Consider the following 18,319-nt stretch of genomic DNA (forward strand, 5'->3'; position numbering starts at 1 on the left):
GCTTGGTCCATTTCAAAGTCTTGAAAACTCAAGTGAGTCGATCAAGGCGCCGCGCCGGTCTCAGACCTGTGCGGGCGCCGCGTCGCTCGCTAGCTTTGGGAATTGGGTTTGGTCTTGAGCTTGCCCAGCAGTTTGTCCAGGGACTTCTGGTTCAGAGCCTTGGCCAGCGGGAAGTCAGCGGGCATCAGCGCACCGGCCTGTGGGTCGAGGCAGTGTTCGACCAGCGCCTGCAAACGTTCCAGCAGGCGCGCGGGCAAATGGCTGTCGGCATTCGGCGTGACGCTGTGCCATTCGACACGCAACACGCCGTCCTCCAGCCAGGCCACCACTTCACGGGCATGGGTCACTCGGTTCTGCGGGGCCACGTCCGGCGGCGGGGTCAGGCTGCTGGCGCGCAACCAGCCCTCTGGCGTTTGCTCATGCCCCAGGTAGTTGAACAGCACATCACCATGGCTGGCCGGCAACTCGCCGCGCTGGCGCAACAAGCCGTAGCCCAGGCCCAGGCCGGGTACGTCACGCAAGGCTTGCTTGGCGTTGCGCACCTGATCGCCGGCGGCGCCGCTGGCGTTCACCCGCAGTGGGTAAAGCGTGGTGAACCAGCCGACGGTACGGCCGACGTCCAGTCCGGCAAACGGTGCGTCACGCCCGTGGCGCTCCAGGTCCACCACGATGTCACTGCGCTGTTCGACCTCGGCCAGGGTTGCGGCGAGGGCGGCGATCAGCAGTTCTTCCGGTTGCGTGCGGTATGCGGTATGGGACTCGGTCAGCCATTGGTGCGTGCAGCTGGCATCCCAGCGGGCCGACAGTGTCTGGCGCTCAGCGACGATGGCCATTGGCGGCTGGTTCGCGCCGGTCTGGGCACTCCAGTAGCGATGCTCGGCAGCGACCTTGGCACCATGGGCTTGCAGGTGCTCGGCCCATTGCCGATAGGCGGTGGTTTTTGCCGGCAACGTCGGGCTTTCGCCACGCTCCAGTGCGGCGTACAGCTGTTGGAAGTCTTCCAGCAACGGCGTCCAGGACACCGCATCGACCACCAGGTGATGAGCCACCAGGTACAGGCGCTGCGGTGTGCCTTCCAGCAGGGCCGCGGCGAACAGCGGGCCGTGTTGCAGGTCCAGGCTTTGTGCGACGTGTAGCAGCTGTTCCGGGTGCTCGCAGCAGGTCAGTTGGGCCGGTGCCACCGGCGCGATGTGGGCTTGCCATCGGTCGTCGACATCGGTGAAACGCAGGCGCAGGGCGTCGTGGTGGGCCACCAGCCGATCCAGCGTGGCTTGCACGATGGCCGGTTCCAGGCGGCGGTCACTGTCGGCCAGCACCGATTGGTTCCAGTGTGCGGCGTGGACCTGTTGCTGGTCGAAGAACCACTGGTGCAATGGCATCAGCGGCATCGGTCCGGTCACTTCGCCTTGTTCGGCCTGGGTCAGCAGTGCCGTGGTCACGTGGGCCAGGGCCGCCGGGGTCGGCGAGCGGAACAGATCCCGTGGCGTGAGCGAATAGCCCTGTTCACGCAAACGCGAGATCAGTTTCAGGCCAAGGATCGAGTCACCGCCCAGGGCGAAGAAACTGTCCGAGGTGCCGACTTCACGGCCGCCGGTCAAGGTTTCGCCGAGCAGTTCGCCAAACAGCTGGCAGAGCAGGCGTTCCAGGTCATTGCGCGGTGCCGCGTAGTCTCTCTGGGTGTTCGGCAGGGGCAAGGCAGCCAAGGCCTTGCGGTCGATCTTGCCGTTGGTGCTCAGGGGCAGGGCCGGGACTTGCACCCACACCGCTGGCACCATGTACGCCGGTAGTTCGGCCGCGAGCTGGGTGTCGAGGTCCGACTGCGCGGTGCTACTGCTGTAGAACGCCACCAGGCGATTATCGATGACCAGGGTGCAGGCACCGGTGATGGCCGGAAGGTTCAGCAGCGCAGCGTCGATTTCCCCCAGCTCGATGCGTTGTCCACGCAACTTGACTTGATGGTCGAGACGCCCCAGGTACTCGATGTTGCCATCGGCCAGGAAGCGGCAACGGTCGCCAGTGCGGTACAGGCGGTCACCGGCCACGAACGGGCTGGTGAGGAAGCGTTCCTCGGTCAGGTCCGGACGCTTCAGATAACCCCGGGCCACGCCGACGCCGCCGATGTACAGCTCGCCGATGCTGCCAATCGGCAGCGGTTGCAGGGCCTCGTCGAGGATGTACAGGCGCAGGTTGGCGATGGGCTTGCCGATCGGCACGATCACGTCGTCGGCCGAGCAACGCCAGACCGAGACGTCGATGGCCGCTTCGGTCGGGCCGTACAGGTTGACCAGTGCCGCCGGGTGTTGGCCCATGAAGCGCCGCACCAGGTCCACCGGCAAGGCTTCGCCGCTGGCGAAGACCTGGCGCAGGCTGTGGCAATTGACCAGGCTCGGTTCCTCGACAAAGGCCCGCAGCATCGACGGCACGAAGTGCAAGGTCGTGACCTGCTCCTGCTGGATCAACTGGCTGAGGTAGGCCGGGTCGCGATGCCCGTCCGGACGGGCGACCACCAGGGTCGCGCCAGTGATCAGCGGCCAGAAGAACTCCCACACCGAGACGTCGAAGCTGTACGGGGTCTTTTGCAGCACTCGGTCGTTCGGGCCAATCGGGAAGGCGTCCTGCATCCAGTGCAGGCGGTTCATCAAGGCGCCGTGCTCGTTCATCACGCCTTTGGGCTGACCGGTGGAACCGGAGGTGTAGAGCACGTAGGCCAGGTCGTTGGCCTCGACGCTGATCGGTTCTCCAACTTCAGCGTTTGGCAACGCCTCCAGCGTCCAGGCTTGATGCCCGGCCGGCAGGCGCGACAGCCACTGCGCCTGGGTCAAGGTGACCTTGGCATCGGCATCTTCGATCAGGAACGCCAGGCGCGTGGCAGGCAGTTCCGGATCCAGCGGCAGCCACGCGGCGCCGGCATGGACGATGCCGAGCAAGGCCACGACCATCTCCACCGAGCGCTCCATGCACACCGGCACGATGTTGTCGGTGCCCACGCCGGCTGCGCGCAAGGCCCGAGCAACGGTTTGTGCCCGCTGGTCCAGCTCGGCATAACTCAGGCGCTGGCCTTCGAACACCAGTGCCGGGGCGTTGGGGCTCAGGGCCGCTTGCTGGCTCAGGGCGGTGTGCAGGTTGGTCGGGCCGCTGTAGTGACGTTCAGTGGCGTTCCAGCGATCCAGTTGCTGTTGGTCCTGCTGTTGCGGGAACAGTTCGACCAGGGTGCGTTCCGGTGCCGCTACCAGTGCGTCGAGCAACGCACACCACTGCGTGCTCCAGCGTTGCATCGTCGTTTCGTCGAACAGCGCCGATTGGTACTCCAGCGCCAGGGTCATGTCGCTGCCGTCGTCCTGGACTTCCCAGCTCTGTTCGAACTTGGCGTCGATCACCGGCAGCATCTGCTCTTCGACGTTCAGCCCCGGCCATTGGCTGCTGTCGACGCGGCCATAGTTGAGGGAGAACAACACCTGGAACAGGGGCGTACGGTTCAGGTCGCGGTTTTGCGCGACGGCACCGACCAGGGTGGCGAAGGGTAGATCGGCGTGGGCCTGGGCGGCGCGCAGATCAGCTTCGAGGCTGGCGAGCAATCGCTCGGCCGGGGCCCGTTGGTCGACGTCGCTGCGGATCACCAGGGTGTTGACCAGGCAGGCCAGCAACGTCTGGGTTTGCGCATGGTCACGTTGATCCGCCGGGGTGCCGAGGCGGATTTCCCGCTGGCCGCTGTAGCGGGCCAGCAGCGCGCTCAAGGCGGTGGCCAGCACCACATAGCTGGTCGTGCCGCGCTGACGGGCGAACTGCCGGATGGCTTCGGCGCGCGGGGTGCCGAGGCGAACGGTCAGTTGCCGGGCGCGCCGGTCCGCTTCGGCGCCGCGTGGATGATCGAGGGGCAGATCGAGCTGGTAGTCGTCCTGGCCCAGGTGGTTTTTCCAATAGTCCAGGCTTTCACTGCGTCGGGCCTGGGTGTCCGGGTGCTGTTGCCAGAGGGCGAAATCGACGTAGTCGATCTCCAGCGGCGTCCAGGCGGGCGATTGCCCGTTGAGGCCGGCGGCGTAGGCCTGGGTCAGTTCATCGATGAGCAACTGCATGGCCCAGCCGTCGGTGGCGCTATGATGCAGGCACACCAGCAACAGGTTTTCGTCGCTGCCCTGGCGTTGCAGCAGGTGCGCACGCCAAGGCGCGGTGGCGGCCAGGTCGAACGGTGTCATCAGTTCATCCTGGGCGTTGGCGCAGGTGGTTGCCCAGTCCTGGGTCGCGACGCCAGTGACCGCGAGCACCGGACCATGGTCGTCGATCAGCAGTTGTGGCTCGCCGTCGACTTCGACAATCCGGCTGCGCAGCACCAGGTGGCGTTGGCTGACCTGTTCAAAGGCGTCACGCAAGACCTGGACCTGCAGCTCGCCGCGCAAGGTCAGGGCGAATGGCATGTGGTACTCGCGGGATTCCGGCACCAGGCGGCTGAGCATCCAGAACCGGCGCTGGGCCAGACCCAGGGGCAATTGCGCCGGGCGCGGTTGCGCGCTGATCGATTCACCGGGCATGGCCGTGCGCAGATGCTCGGCCAGGGCCGCGACCGTCGGTTGGGCGAACACCAGCGACAAGGGCAGGGAAACCCCAAGACGTTCACGGACCCGGCTGACCAGGCGGGTAGCCAGTAGGGAATGGCCGCCGAGTTGGAAAAAGTTGTCCTCGATGCCGACTTGCGAACAGTCCAGTACTTCGCTGAACAGTTCGCAGAGCACGGTTTCAGTGACATTGCGCGGCGCGGTGCGCGGCTGGTCGCTTTGGCTCTGGGGCAGCGGCGTGGCGGCCAGTGTCTTGCGGTCGAGCTTGCCGTTGCTGTTGAGCGGCAGGCGCTCGAGCTGCACGAACAGGCTTGGCTGCATGTGCGCGGGCAGGCTGTCACTCAAGTCGGCACGCAGGGTCGCTTCATCGGCGTCACCGCACCAGAAACTTACCAGGCGCTGGTCGAGCAACAAGGTGGCGGCGTCGCGCACACCGGCCTGGGCCAGCAGCGCAGCGTCGATTTCCCCCAGCTCGATGCGTTGTCCACGCAACTTCACCTGATGGTCGAGACGTCCCAGGTACTCGATGTTGCCATCGGCCAGGAAGCGGCAGCGGTCACCGGTGCGGTACAGGCGATCACCGGCCACGAACGGACTGGCGAGGAAGCGTTCCTCGGTCAGGTCCGGACGCTTCAGATAACCCCGGGCCACGCCGACGCCGCCGATGTACAGCTCGCCGATGCTGCCAATCGGCAGCGGTTGCAGGGCTTCGTCGAGGATGTACAGGCGCAGGTTGGCGATGGGCTTGCCGATCGGCACGATCACGTCGTCGGCCGAGCAACGCCAGACCGAGACGTCGATGGCCGCTTCGGTCGGACCGTACAGGTTGACCAGTGCCGCCGGGTGTTGGCCCATGAAGCGCCGCACCAGGTCCACCGGCAAGGCTTCGCCGCTGGCGAACACCTGGCGCAGGCTGTGGCAGTCGACCAGGCTCGGCTCTTCGACAAAGGCACGGAGCATCGACGGCACGAAGTGCAGGGTGGTGACGCGTTCCTGCTGGATCAACTGGCTGAGGTAGGCCGGGTCGCGATGCCCGTCCGGACGGGCGACCACCAGGGTCGCGCCAGTGATCAGCGGCCAGAAGAACTCCCACACCGAGACGTCGAAGCTGTATGGGGTTTTCTGCAATACACGGTCGTTCGGGCCAATCGGGAAGGCGTCCTGCATCCAGTGCAGGCGGTTCATCAAGGCGCCGTGTTCGTTCATCACGCCTTTGGGCTGGCCGGTGGAACCGGAGGTGTAGAGCACGTAGGCCAGGTCGTTAGCCTCGACGCTGATCGGTTCTCCCACTTCAGCGTTCGGCAACGCATCCAGCGTCCAGGCTTGATGCCCAACGGGCAGGCGCGACAGCCATTGCGCCTGGGTCAAGGTGACCTTGGCATCGGCATCTTCGATCAGGAACGCCAGGCGCGTGGCAGGCAGTTCCGGATCCAGCGGCAGCCACGCGGCGCCGGCATGGACGATGCCGAGCAAGGCCACGACCATCTCCACGGAACGTTCCATGCACACCGGCACGATGCTGTCGGTGCCCACGCCGACTGCGCGCAAGGCCCGGGCGACGGTTTGTGCCCGCTGGTCCAGCTCGGCATAGCTCAGGCGCTGGCCTTCGAACACCAGTGCCGGAGCGTTGGGGCTCAGTGCGGCCTGTTGGCTCAGGGCGGTGTGCAGGTTGGTCGGGCCGCTGTAGTGACGTTCAGTGGCGTTCCATTCGACCAACTGACGCTGACGTTCTGCCGTTGGCAGCGGTGTCCAATCCCCGAGGCGGGTCTGTGGCGCATCGAGCATGGTTTCCAGCAGTTGTTGCCACTGTTCCAGCCAACGCCGGGCCGTGGTTTCGCTGAACAGCGCGGCGCGGTATTCCAGCAACACCGACAGCACCTCGCCGTCGTGCACTTCCCAGTTCAGGTCGTACTTGGTGGCCTGGGCGGTCACCGCCCGTTCGCTGACCTGCAACTGCGGCCATGGCTGGCTCGACGAGTCAGCGTTCTGCATGGCGAACAGCACTTGGAACAGCGGCGTCTGGCCGAGGCTGCGTGAAGGCTTCAAGTGCTCCACGACCTGGTCGAACGGCACATCCTGATGCTGCTGGGCATCCAGCACACGGTTGCGTACCTGGCCCAGCAAACCTTCGAAATCCAGCGTCGGATCGAGGTCGGCACGCATGACCACGGTGTTGACGAAGCAGCCGATCAGCGGTTGCAGCTCGGCGAATGGCCGCTGGGCCACCGGGCTGCCGATTCGCACGTCGCGCTGGTTGGCGTAGCGGCCCAAGAGCAGTTGCGCCGCACCGAGCATGAGCATGTACAGGGTGGCACCGCGTTGCTGGGCGAACTGCCGCAGGCGTTCCACCAGCGCTGGCGGCAACTGCAATTGCACCGCGCCCGCCGCTGGGGCGAGCTGGTTTGGACGGCCCTGTTCGGTCGGCAGGTCCAGCAGGTAGTCGCCGTCTTCCAGTTGGTCGCGCCAGTATTGCAGCTGACTGCTGAACGCGGTCTGTTGGCCGGGTTCGCGCTGCCAGAGGGCGTAATCGGGGTATTGCAGCGCCAGCTCTGGCACCGCCACCGGGGTGCCCTGGCACTGGGCGGTGTAGAACCGTCGCAGTTCATCCAGCAGGTTCTGGCTGGAGGCGTCATCGATAGCGCAGTGGTGCACGCTGAGCAACAACAGCGACTGGATGCCGTCGCGGTGTTGCAGCAACGTGGCACGGACGGGCACGTCGGCGGCGAGGTCGAAGCGGCGGCCGGTTTCCGCGTGGATCGCTGTGTCGGTCAGTTGCTGCCACTGCGCGTCGCTGCTCGCCTCCAATACTGTAACTCGCAGAGTGAGATCGACCTGCGGTTCGACCACCAAGCGCAACTCGCCATCGGTATCGCGCACGATGCGGCTGCGCAGGATTTCGTGGCGCTGGACCACGCTGTTCAGGGCCGTTTGCAGGGCCTGGACATTGAGTTCGCCGTCCAGCTGCACGGCGCTGACCACGTTGTACTCGCCACCGCCAGTGCTCAGTTGTTCGAGGAACCACAAGCGTTGCTGTTCGAACGACAGCGGCAGGCGCGCCGGACGTGCCGCCGGGACGAAGGTTGCCGCCGGGGCTTGCAGCGGATCACCCAGCAGCGCGGCCAGGGCTTCGAGGGTCGGGTGTTCGAACACCGCTCGCAGCGGCGGCACGCTGGCGAACTGTTGGCGCAGGCGGGCAAACAGCGTGGCCGCCAGTAGCGAGTGGCCGCCGAGGTAGAAGAAATGGCTGTCACGGCCGATTTGCGCCGACGGCAGGTTCAGCAACTCGGCCCATAGGGCGGCCAGTTGCTGTTCGGCGGCGCTGCGAGGTGGGTCGAGGGCGTCTGGCGCGGCTTGGATGTCCGGGGCCGGCAAGGCCTTGCGGTTGAGTTTGCCGTTGTCGGTCAGCGGCAGCTCATCGAGCAGCACGAACGCCGAGGGCACCATGTAGTCGGGCAGGGCGGCACCAATCGCTTTGCGCCAGGCATGGATGTCGGCCTGCTGGTCGCATGTCACGTAGGCCACCAGGCGCTTGTCGCCGGGCACGTCTTCACGGGCCAGCACCACGGCCTGGCGCACGCCTGGCTGGGCGCCGATCAGGGTTTCTATTTCCCCCAGCTCGACGCGGAAGCCACGGATCTTCACTTGATGATCCATACGGCCCAGGTATTCGAGCTGGCCGTCGGGCAACCAGCGCACCAGGTCGCCGGACTTGTACATCCGCGCGCCTGCCACGGATGAGAACGGGTCTTCGATGAACACCTTCGCGGTCTGCTCGGCGCGGTTGAGGTAGCCCAGGGTCACGCCGGCACCGCCGATGTGCAGTTCCCCCGGGACGCCCACCGGCATCGGGTTGAGGAAGGCATCGAGCACGTAGGTGCGTACGTTGGCGATGGGGCGGCCGATGATCGGCCGCAGCGGGAAGTCATCCACCGCGCAGCCGGTAGCGTCCACCGTGCATTCGGTCGGGCCGTAGGTGTTGAAGAAGCGGCTGCCGGTAATCGACGGCAGGCGTTGCCACAGTTGCGCGTCCACCGCGTCGCCACCGAACAGCACGAAGCGCGGCAGGTACACCTCGCCACGGCGAACGCCGTCGCTTTCGAGCAGGGCCTTGAGCTGTGCCGGGGTGCACTCGAAGGCCTCCAGGCGAGTGTCGCGGAAGAATCCGGCGAGGGCCTCGGGGTCGTAGCGCACCTCTTCCGGGGTCAGGTACAGGCTGTGGCCGTCGAGCAACAGGATCAGCTCGGCTACCGAACTGTCGAAGGCGAACGAGTAGTTGAAGCTGGTGCGCATCGGCTGGTCGGTGTAGCGGCGATACAAGCCATGGATACGCGCCCAGGCCAGGTTGACCACCGAGCCGTTGGTCACCAGGGTGCCCTTGGGCTTACCGGTCGAGCCGGAGGTGTACATGATGTAGGCCAGGTCTTGCGGCCCGGCCAGTGGAGTCGGGTTGCTGTCCGGTTGGTTGGCGAACAGAGCGGCGTCGCTGTCCAGGCGCAGGCGTGGCAGGCCGGCCCCCAGTTGTTCCAACAGGCCTTGCTGGCCGAGGAACAGCGCCGGTTGCGCGTCTTCGAGCATGTACGCCAGGCGATCCACCGGATAGGTCGGGTCCAGCGGCACATAGGCGCCACCGGACTTGAGAATGCCCAGCAGGCCGACCAGCAGTTCCAGCGAGCGCTCGACACACAGCGCCACCGGGCGGTTGGCAGCGACGCCACGGCTGCGCAGGTAGTGCGCCACCTGGTTGGCGCGCCGGTTCAGTTCGCCGTAGCTCAGGCTGCGGCCTTCGAAACACAGGGCGTCACGTTCCGGGGTGCGCTCGGCCTGTTGTTCGAACAACTGGGCGAAGGTCAGGTGCGTCGGCACCGGCATCTCGGTGCGGTTCCACTCGACCACGGTGCGTTGCCACTCCGTGTCCATCAGCAGTGGCAAGGCGGCGACCGGGCGCTGTGGCTCGGCGAGCATGTGTTCGAGCAAATGCTCCAGGCGGGCGAGGGTCTGGCGGGCGCTGTCGGCGACGAACAGGTCGAGGGCGAACATCAGCTCCAGTTGGATCGGCGCATTGGCCGGGCACAGCACGTGCAGGTCCAGATCGCATTCAGAGTGGCGCAGCGGCGTGTCCAGCGCTTCGAATTCCAGCCCGGGGAAGCGCAATCGCGATTCCATGGCCAGTTGTTGGGCGACCATTACCTGGTACAGCGGCGCATGGCTGAGGCTGCGTGGCAGTTGCAGGCTGTCCACCAATTGTTCGAACGGCAGGTCCTGATGCAGCAGGCCATTGCGCAGGCGCTCAGCCACTTGTTTGACCAGGGCGGTGAAGCCGGCTTGCGGCTCGAAGTCGGCGCGGATCGCCAGGTTGTTCAGCAAGATGCCCAGCAGCCCTTCGGTGCCAGGCTGTTCACGGTGGGTGACCGGGGTGCCGACCAGTACCGTGGCATCGCCGCTCAAACGGTGCATCAACACGGCAAAACCGGCGAACAGGACGGTGAACGGTGTGGTGCCGAGGCGACTGGCAAAGGCTTGCACCCGGGTGCTGAGGTCGGCGCTGAGTTCACGCTGCACGATCCCGGCGCGGTAGCTTTGCACCGATGGCCGTGGATGGTCGGTGGGCAAGGCCAGCAGCGGGCTGGCGTCGCTGTCGCGGCGGTCCAGGGTGGTGGTCCAGTAATCGAGCTGGCGCTTGAGTTCGGCGCCTTGCAGGTGTTCGCGCTGCCAGAGGGCGAAGTCGGCGTATTGCAGCGGCAGGGCCGGCAGTTCGGCGGCGGCACCGTTGCAACGGGCTTCATAACCCAGGGCCAGTTCGCGCAGGGCGATGGTGGCCGACCAGGCGTCCGAGACCAGGTGATGCAGGGCGATGCCGAGTACGTGCTCGCCCGGCGCCAAGCGCAGCAAACGCGCACGCAGCAGTGGTGGGCGGGTCAGGTCGAACGGTTGCTCGAAGGTGTCTTGCAGGGCATTGAACTGCGCGCCGGCGCGGGCGGTGGCGGTCAGGCTCGACAAGTCTTCGAAGGGCAGCGCGATGTCCAGTGTTGGGCTGATACGCTGGCACGGCACGCCGTCGACGCTGTGGATGCCGGTGCGCAGGATTTCATGGCGCACCAGCAGATCGTTCAGGCTGGCGTGCAGCGCCTCGACATTGAGTTCACCATTGAGGTGCAGGGCGAACGGGATGTTGAACAGGGTGGTGCCCGGCGTCAGTTGCTCGATGAACCACAGGCGTTGTTGCGAGAACGACAACGGCAGCAGCGGCGGACGTGGCTGGGCCTTGGGCACGCTGGTCGCGCTGGCTTGCGGGGCGGCGGCCTCGGCCAGGCGTGCGCCGATGGCTTCGGCCAGCAAGGCCACGGTCGGCTGTTCGAACAGCACCCGCAACGGCAGGTCGAGCTTGAACTGGGTGCGCAGGCGGGCAACGATCTGGGTCGCCAGCAGCGAGTGCCCGCCGAGGGTGAAAAAGTTGTCTTCCACGCCCACCGTGCCGCGCCCCAGGACCTCGGCCCAGATCGACGCCACGCTGGTTTCCAGCGCGTTGCGCGGGGCGATGCTCTGCTGGGTGTCGGCCTGCCAGTCCAGCTCGCGGGCGGCGAGGGCCTTGCGGTCGACCTTGCCGTTATTGTTCAGGGGCAGTTTGTCCAGGCAGACGAAGGCCGCTGGCACCATGTATGGCGGCAGTTGGGTGCGCAGGTGTTCGCTCAGGCCGTCGCTGTCCAGGGTCTGGTCATGGGCCGACCAGTACGCCACCAGCCAGGCTTCGCCGACGGTGTTTTCCCGCAGCAGGACGGCGGCCTCGCGGACGTTCGGGTGCTGGGCGAGACGGTGTTCGATTTCCGTCAGTTCGATCCGGTGCCCGCGCAGTTTCACCTGCTGGTCGCGCCGGCCCAGGTATTCGATCACCCCGTCGGCACGCCAGCGTCCCAGGTCACCGGTGCGGTACAGGCGACCTTCGAGTTGAGGATGGTCGATAAACGCCTCGGCGGTGCGTTGCGGGTCGTGCAGGTAGCCGCGGCCGACGCCGACGCCACCGACGCAGATTTCCCCGGCCACGCCGACCGGCACCGGGCGCAGGGATTCGTCCAGCACATACAGGCGGTTGTTGGCGGTCGGCTGGCCGATGGGCATGTGGCTGACCTCGGCCCCCGGTGCTTCGAAAATCGGCTGGAAGGCCACGTCGTCGGCGCATTCGGCCGGCCCATAGGCGTTCATCAGGGCGATGTCGGGGAAGCGCGCGAACCAGTCCCGGGCCACAGTCGGCGGCAGGGCTTCACCGGTGGGCAGGACCCAGCGCAAGTCCGGCAATTGCAAATCGCATGGGCACAGCGCGAGCAAGGTACGCATCAGGCTCGGGACGATTTCCAGTACGTTCAGGCGCTCGCTGGCAAGCACTTGCAACAGGCGCTGCGGGTCGTGGGCGACTTCATCCGCAAGAATGTGCACGGTGGCGCCGAGCACCGGCGCGGCGAGGAACTGCCACACCGAAATGTCGAACGCCACCGACGCGGTCTGGGGAATCCGGTCGGTGGCGCTGAGCCCCAGGGCCGGCACCTTGCCGAAGATATTGTTGAGCATGCCACGCTGTTCGATCATCACGCCCTTGGGCGTGCCGGTCGAACCCGAGGTGAACAGTACGTAGGCCAGGCTGTGCGGGCCCGCGAGCACCGGCAGCGGCGCGTCGTTGCCGGACGTCCAGCAGGCTTCGGCGAACAGCGCCTCGGGCGCCTGGTCGAGGCCGCTGAGCAGTTGATCGAGCAGGCTGCTGCAAGCTTCGCTGGCGACCAGCAACGGCGCGCCGGACAGCCCGAGGATTTCCCGCAGGCGCTCGGGCGGATGATTGACTTCAAGGGGCAGCATCGCCGCGCCGGCCTTGAACACGGCCAGCATCATAGTCAACAACGCCAGGCCACGGGGGGCGACCAGCGCCACCAGTTGATCTTCAGCGGCGCCGGCTTCTCGCAGGGCATGGGCCAGGCGCGTGGAACGCAGGTCCAGCTCGGCGTAGGTCAACGACTCACCGGTGCAGATCGCGGCGACCTGTTCGCCGCGCTGGGCCACCTGGGCGGCAAACAGCTCGGCGTAGCTTTGATCCAGCGGAAAAGCGTGGGGGTTGAGCGCCCACTCGCCCAGCAACTGCTGGCGTTCCTCGGCGGCCAGCAGTTCGAAGCTGGCCAATGGCGCGTCGGGGGCGGCGAGCATGCTGCGCACCAGGCTGGCGATATGGCCCAGCAGGCGCTGCACGGTGGCGGCCTCGAAACGTTCGCGGTCATAGGACACGCGGATGCCCAGCTGTTCGCCCGGCAGGATCACCACGGTCAAGCCGTAGTGGGTGTGCACGCTGTGGTCCATGCCTTCGAGGCTGAACTGGAAACCGCCTTCGAGGATCTGTTCGTCGATGGGTGCGTTTTCGAACACCAGGATGCTGTCGAACAGGGTTTCGCCCCGGGGGAAATCGCTCCAGCCCTGGATATCGGTCAACGGCGTGTGCTCGAAGTCGCGCATGTCGACGTTGAGCTTTTGCAGGTCGCCCAGCCAATTGCCGAGCGAGGCGTTCGGGTCCACCGAAACCCGCAGCGGCAAGGTGTTGATGAACAGGCCGATCATTTCCGCGACGCCGGTCAGGTCGGCCGGACGCCCGGCCACAGTGACGCCGAAGACCACGTCCCGCTGCCCGCTGTAGCGCGACAGCAACAACGACCAGACACCTTGGAAAAACGTGTTCGGGGTGATCCGGCGACTGCGGCAGAACGCTGCCAGCGCTTGGGTTTCCTGCGCGTCGAGGTGAATCAGTTGGTCGTCCACCAGCACTGCATCGGTGTAGCGGTCGCGGGTCACGCCGTTGTCCACGGTCAGTGGCGTGGGGGCGTTGAGGCCTTGCAACTGGCCGCGCCAGAATTGCTCAGCCTTGCCTGCGTCCTGGCGTTGTAGCCACTGGATGTAATCGCGAAATGGCCGAGGGCTTTTCAGTTCCGGCGTGCGGTCGTTGCACAGTGCTTCGTAGACTTTGAGGAAGTCCACGGTCACCAGGGAAATGCACCAGGCGTCCATCAGGATGTGGTGGAAGCTGCGAATGAACTCGTAGGATTCATCGGCCAGGCGCACCAGCCGGAAGCGAATCAGCGGTGGCTTGGACAGGTTGAAGCCGACTTTCTGCTCGTCTTCCAGCAGCGTGCGGATTCGCGCTTCCTGCTCATGGGGGGCGAGCCCGCGCAGGTCGAGGGTGTCCAGCGGCACCTTGACCTGGCGATGGATCACCTGCACCGGTTGCTTCTGGCTTTTCCATTGGAAACTGGCGCGCAGGGAAGGGTGCAGCGCCACCACCTGGCGCCACGATTCGAGGAACGCCGCTTCATCGATGGCTCCGCCGATGCGGTAGCGATCCTGCATCAGGTACACGCCGGAGTCTTCGTGCAGCAAGGAGTGGAATAGCATCCCTTGTTGCAGCGGCGATAGCGGATAAATGTCTTCGATCGGGTTACCGGCGGTTTTTTCGGTGGTCATTGAAAGCGTCCTGCGTAAAAAGGGGCAGCGGTGATGGCGTGGCGACGGGAGGAGCCGTTCACAGGTCGGCCTCGTCCAGTTCGGCCAGCAACGCTTGCATTTCGTCATCGGACAGGCCCGAGGCGCTGAACTCGGTGCTGTCGGCTTGCGGCTCGGCGGCGTTCGGGGCCAGCGGTTGCGCGACCTCGGCCATGGCGGCGATGGTCTGGCGTTCGAAGACTTGCTTGGCCGAGAGTGCGATGCCTTGCTCATGGGCCTGGGCCACCACTTGCAGGCTCAGGATCGAGTCGCCGCCGATGGCGAAAAAGTTGTCGGTGACGCTCACGGTCGAGAGCTTCAAGACCTTGGCGACGATGGCTTGCAGGGTGGTCTCCATGGCATTGCGCGGCGCCACATGGGCGCTTTCATCGAACTGGTCCGGGTCGGGCAACTGGCGAGTGTCGAGCTTGCCGTTGGGCGTGCGTGGAAAGCTCGCCAGGGTCAGCACCAGGGCCGGCACCATGTACGACGGCAGGCGTTCGCCGAGGAAACGCTTGATCGCCTCGGAGTCCGGTGCGTAGCCATGAGCGGCCAGGATGTAGGCGAGCAGGCGCTTGCCTGCGGCCTGTTCCTGGACGATCACCGCGGCTTCGCGCACGTCGCTGTGGCTGCACAACTGGCGTTCGATTTCCCCCAGCTCGATGCGGTAGCCGCGGACCTTGACCTGATGATCCTTGCGTCCGAGGAACGCCAGGCGTCCGTCGGCCAGCCAGCACGCCAGGTCGCCGGTGCGGTAGGCACGGGTGCCGTCGGCCAGGGTGACGAAGGCCTTGGCGGTTTCTTCGGGCTTGTTGCGGTAGCCGCGGGCCAGGGTCGGGCCGGCGAGGACGATTTCTCCCGGCTCGCCGATGCCGCAGGCGGTGTCGAATTCGTTCAGCAGGCGCAGGTCCATGCCGGCGATCGGACGGCCGATGCTGACGTTCCGATTGGGCTCCAACACCTCATAGGTGGCCCAGACGGTGGCTTCCGTGGGGCCGTATTCGTTCACCAGCCGGGCGTGGGGCAGAGCCTTGCTGTGTTGCGCGATCAGCGACGGCGGACAGGCTTCGCCGGCGACGATCCAGCAGGCGAGGCTGTCGGCTCCGCCACTGCGTTGCAACTGATCGAGCAGGGCCTGGTAGAGCGACGGCAGCGACAGACCATGGCTGACCTGATGCTGGGTAATCAACTGGGCCAGGCGAGACATCTCCAGCTCTTCACCTGGGGCGGGCAATACCAGGCGTGCGCCTTGGGCCAGGGTCCAGAAAATCCCGGCGACCGAACTGTCGAAGGCAAACGACGACAGCAGCAGGTAGGCGCGCACTGGCGTCGCATAGGCGGCCATGCGCACCTGAGTCGAGAAGCTCAGGGCGCCGTGGCTGATTTCCACGGCTTTCGGCGCACCGGTCGAGCCCGAGGTGTAGATCAAGTAGGCGAGGTCGTTCGCGTCTGGCAACGGCAGTGTCGGCAAATCGCCGAGGTCCGGCGTTGCCAGGTCATCCAGCACGAAGCGTTGCAGGCTGGCCGGCACGCTGTCGGCCAGTTCGGCGCTGACCACGATGTGGGCAATGGCGCTGTCGGCGAGCATGTAGGCGCGGCGGTCGGCCGGGTAGGTCGGGTCGATTGGCACGTAGGCGCCACCGGCTTTCAAGACGGCGAGCATGGCGACAATGGCCGCGTTGCTGCGGGCGAACAGGATGCCGACAGGCACCCCGGGGCCGATGCCGGCCGCGACCAGCCGATGGGCCAGCTGTGTGGCGCAGGTATCGAGGCGGCTGTAGCTCAGGTCGCCGTCCTTGTCGCTGAGAGCGATGGCGTCCGGCTGTTGGCGAACCTGACGGGCGATCAACTCCACCAGTGTCAGCGGTTCGATGGAGGGCACGTTCGCATTGGTGCCGATCAGCTGCGATTGCAGCGCTCCACCCAGGGGCAGTTGGGCCCAGGCCCGTTGCGGTTCCGCCAGGGCGCCTTGCAGCAGTTGCAGCCATTGCTCGGCGAGGCAACCCGCCGCGTCGGCACTGAGGGCATGGCGATCGTAGATCAACTGCGCGTGCAGGCTGTCGGGCAACTGGCGCACGTTCAGGCACGCCTTCAACGGGTTCATCACCGCGCTGGCATGGCGCTCCCGGGCATCGCCCAAACGCCAGGCAAAGGCATAGTCGGCGTTGAGGTGGCCGGTGTAATAGTCTTGCCAGCCGATTGCTCGCTCCAGGGTGGCGGCCACTTGCGTGCTTTGCTCCAGCAGGGTCGCCTGGGCATCCAGTTCGATGTTCACGGGCAGGCACTGCTCGAACAGGCCCAGGGTATCCGCCAGTTCCGCACCGCGACTTTCATGGATCAGGGCGAGTGGCACCTGTTGCTGGCCGGCCAGTCGGCCCAGCACCGCTGCCCATGCCGCCAGCAGCAGGTCCGGGGTCAGGCCCGGGTGACGGGCGAGGTCGGTCGACAGGCTGAGGTCCAGTCGGGCGGGGGCAAATCCGCCATCGAGGGCCGATTCGAGCGGAAGCTGCAAGGTGGCCGCTTCGGTTTCGCCCGAAGGTTTCCAGAAACTCACGCCCGGATGGTCCGGCGCCTCCTCGACCAGGCTCCAGCGCCACTCGGCGTAATCGGCGTACTGCAGGGTTTCGGACAGGTCCGTGGGGGTGTCTTGCAGCAGTGCACCGGCCAGCCATTTCAGGCTGACGAGGTCGAAGTGGCTGCTGGCCGCCGCCAGGTCCAGGACCGCTTGCTCATCGGACAGGCGCACCAGGGTCACGCACAGAGGGGTTGTCCAGTCACGGGGCTGATCGGCGAGCCGAGTCAGTGCGGCGTCCTGGTCGGCGCGGCTGTGCTGGCGCAGGTCCTGCAGATTAACCACCAGTGAGCCGGCTTCGTCAATCACCTGCACCGGGTCGCGCAGGCCGAGTACGGGCATCAGTCGCGTGCGCAGGATTTCGCTGCCGGCCACCAGGGCTTGCAAGCGGTTGTTCAATGCGTCGACGTCCAGCGGTTGCGACAGCGACCATTGCAAATGACAGCTGAACGGGTGCTCCGCCGCGCCGTTGATGTGGGGGTAGACCGATGCCTGTTGCGGTGAAATACGAAAACCTTGAAGTCCGCTCATGTTCATCTCGACTGGAAAAGGGCTTGAGCCTGGATCACCGCACAGACGCCGGGGCTTGCTGGACACGTGTCAGGCAAGCCTCCTGCGAACGGCGGGTGGACCCGTTGAATGTCAGACGGCAACGTCGCTCGACAGCAGGGCTTCAGCCATGCCGGTCATGATGGCGCGCTTGCCGGTAAAGGGTTCGCGACCGTGCACGGCGAGCATGTTGTCGATGAACAACACGTCCCCCTGTTGCCAACTGAAACGCACCAGCGAGTCGAGGTAGGCCGCACGCAGCGATTGCAGTACGTGCGGCTCGATCGGTTCGCCATCGCCATAAAAGGTGTTGGTGGGCAGGTCGAGGTCGTTGAAGTTGCTTTGCAGCGAATCGCGGATGCGTTCGGGCAGGGTGCTGATGTGGAAGAACGTCGCGTGGTTGAACCAGACCTCTTCGCCGGTGCGCGGGTGGCGCACCACGGCCGGCCCGCGTTGGCGGGTGCGCAGGCGATTGTTGTCTTTCCATTCCACTTCGATGCCGACGCTGGCGCAGTAGGCCTCCACTTCGCGGCGGTCTTCGGACTGGAACACGGTCTGCCACGGCAGGCCGAAACCGTCGCCGTAGTTGCGAACGTACAGCACGCCTTTTTCCCGGAACCGCGCTTCGATCTGCGGGCTGATCCTGGCCTTCACGGCGCGGGTCGAACCAATCGGTGTTTCACCACCTGTCTCGGACGGCAGTTGGCAGTAGAAGAACAGCCGCAGCGGGAAGCGCGGCGAATAGGAGTGTTCGTTGTGGGGGAAAATCATCTGGTCGGCCGGGTAGTCGGTCGAGGTGTAGATGTTGCCGCCGACCCGTGTCCGGGGCGAGGCGCGGAACATGTATTCCAGTGCGCCGGGGGAGAGGGCGGCGATCACCTGGTCGAACTGTTCGACGGACGCGACGTTGAAGCCGCGAAACAGCAGGGCGCCGTACTCCAGCAGTTTCTTTTCCAGCGACTGGCGTTCCCGGGCGGCCCAGGCGACCAGGTCGACGCCACTGACCGCCGGCTCGATCACCAGGGGCAGGGCGTGGTCCGGGCTGAGCAGGCGCTCGGTCACCAACTGTTGTTCCGAGACGCTCATGGCTTTGCGACGCACGGCGCCGAGGGCGCGTGGCGATGGGGGCACGATAGACATAACG

At 65.8% G+C, this 18,319-nt stretch carries 3 protein-coding genes; all 3 read right to left on the reverse strand.

Annotated elements, in window-relative coordinates; all coding sequences use genetic code 11:
- Positions 1–89: 89 nt before the first annotated feature.
- The 3 genes from GN234_RS00895 to GN234_RS00905 all read right to left on the reverse strand — a co-directional run bounded on the left by GN234_RS00895 (position 90) and on the right by GN234_RS00905 (position 18,315).
- Positions 90–14,036 (reverse strand): non-ribosomal peptide synthase/polyketide synthase, encoded by a 13,947-nt coding sequence (locus GN234_RS00895; protein WP_176687638.1) that lies wholly within the window; start codon positions 14,034–14,036, stop codon positions 90–92.
- A gap of 58 nt (positions 14,037–14,094) precedes the next feature.
- Complete coding sequence (locus tag GN234_RS00900; RefSeq protein ID WP_176687639.1) at positions 14,095–17,157, reverse strand: non-ribosomal peptide synthetase; 3,063 nt, start codon at positions 17,155–17,157, stop codon at positions 14,095–14,097.
- Positions 17,158–17,268: 111 nt separating this feature from the next.
- A complete protein-coding gene (locus GN234_RS00905) occupies positions 17,269–18,315 on the reverse strand; it encodes a TauD/TfdA family dioxygenase (protein ID WP_109753165.1) in 1,047 nt (348 codons plus the stop codon).
- Positions 18,316–18,319: the final 4 nt, after the last annotated feature.

This window comes from Pseudomonas bijieensis, from assembly GCF_013347965.1.
GTDB classification, from domain to species: Bacteria; Pseudomonadota; Gammaproteobacteria; order Pseudomonadales; family Pseudomonadaceae; genus Aquipseudomonas; species Aquipseudomonas bijieensis.

Coding starts and splice junctions, on each gene's coding strand:
- GN234_RS00905 (WP_109753165.1), bottom strand. CDS start 18,315: ATGTCTATCGTGCCCCCATCGCCACGCGCCCTCGGCGCCGTGCGTCGC.
- GN234_RS00900 (WP_176687639.1), bottom strand. CDS start 17,157: ATGAGCGGACTTCAAGGTTTTCGTATTTCACCGCAACAGGCATCGGTC.
- GN234_RS00895 (WP_176687638.1), bottom strand. CDS start 14,036: ATGACCACCGAAAAAACCGCCGGTAACCCGATCGAAGACATTTATCCG.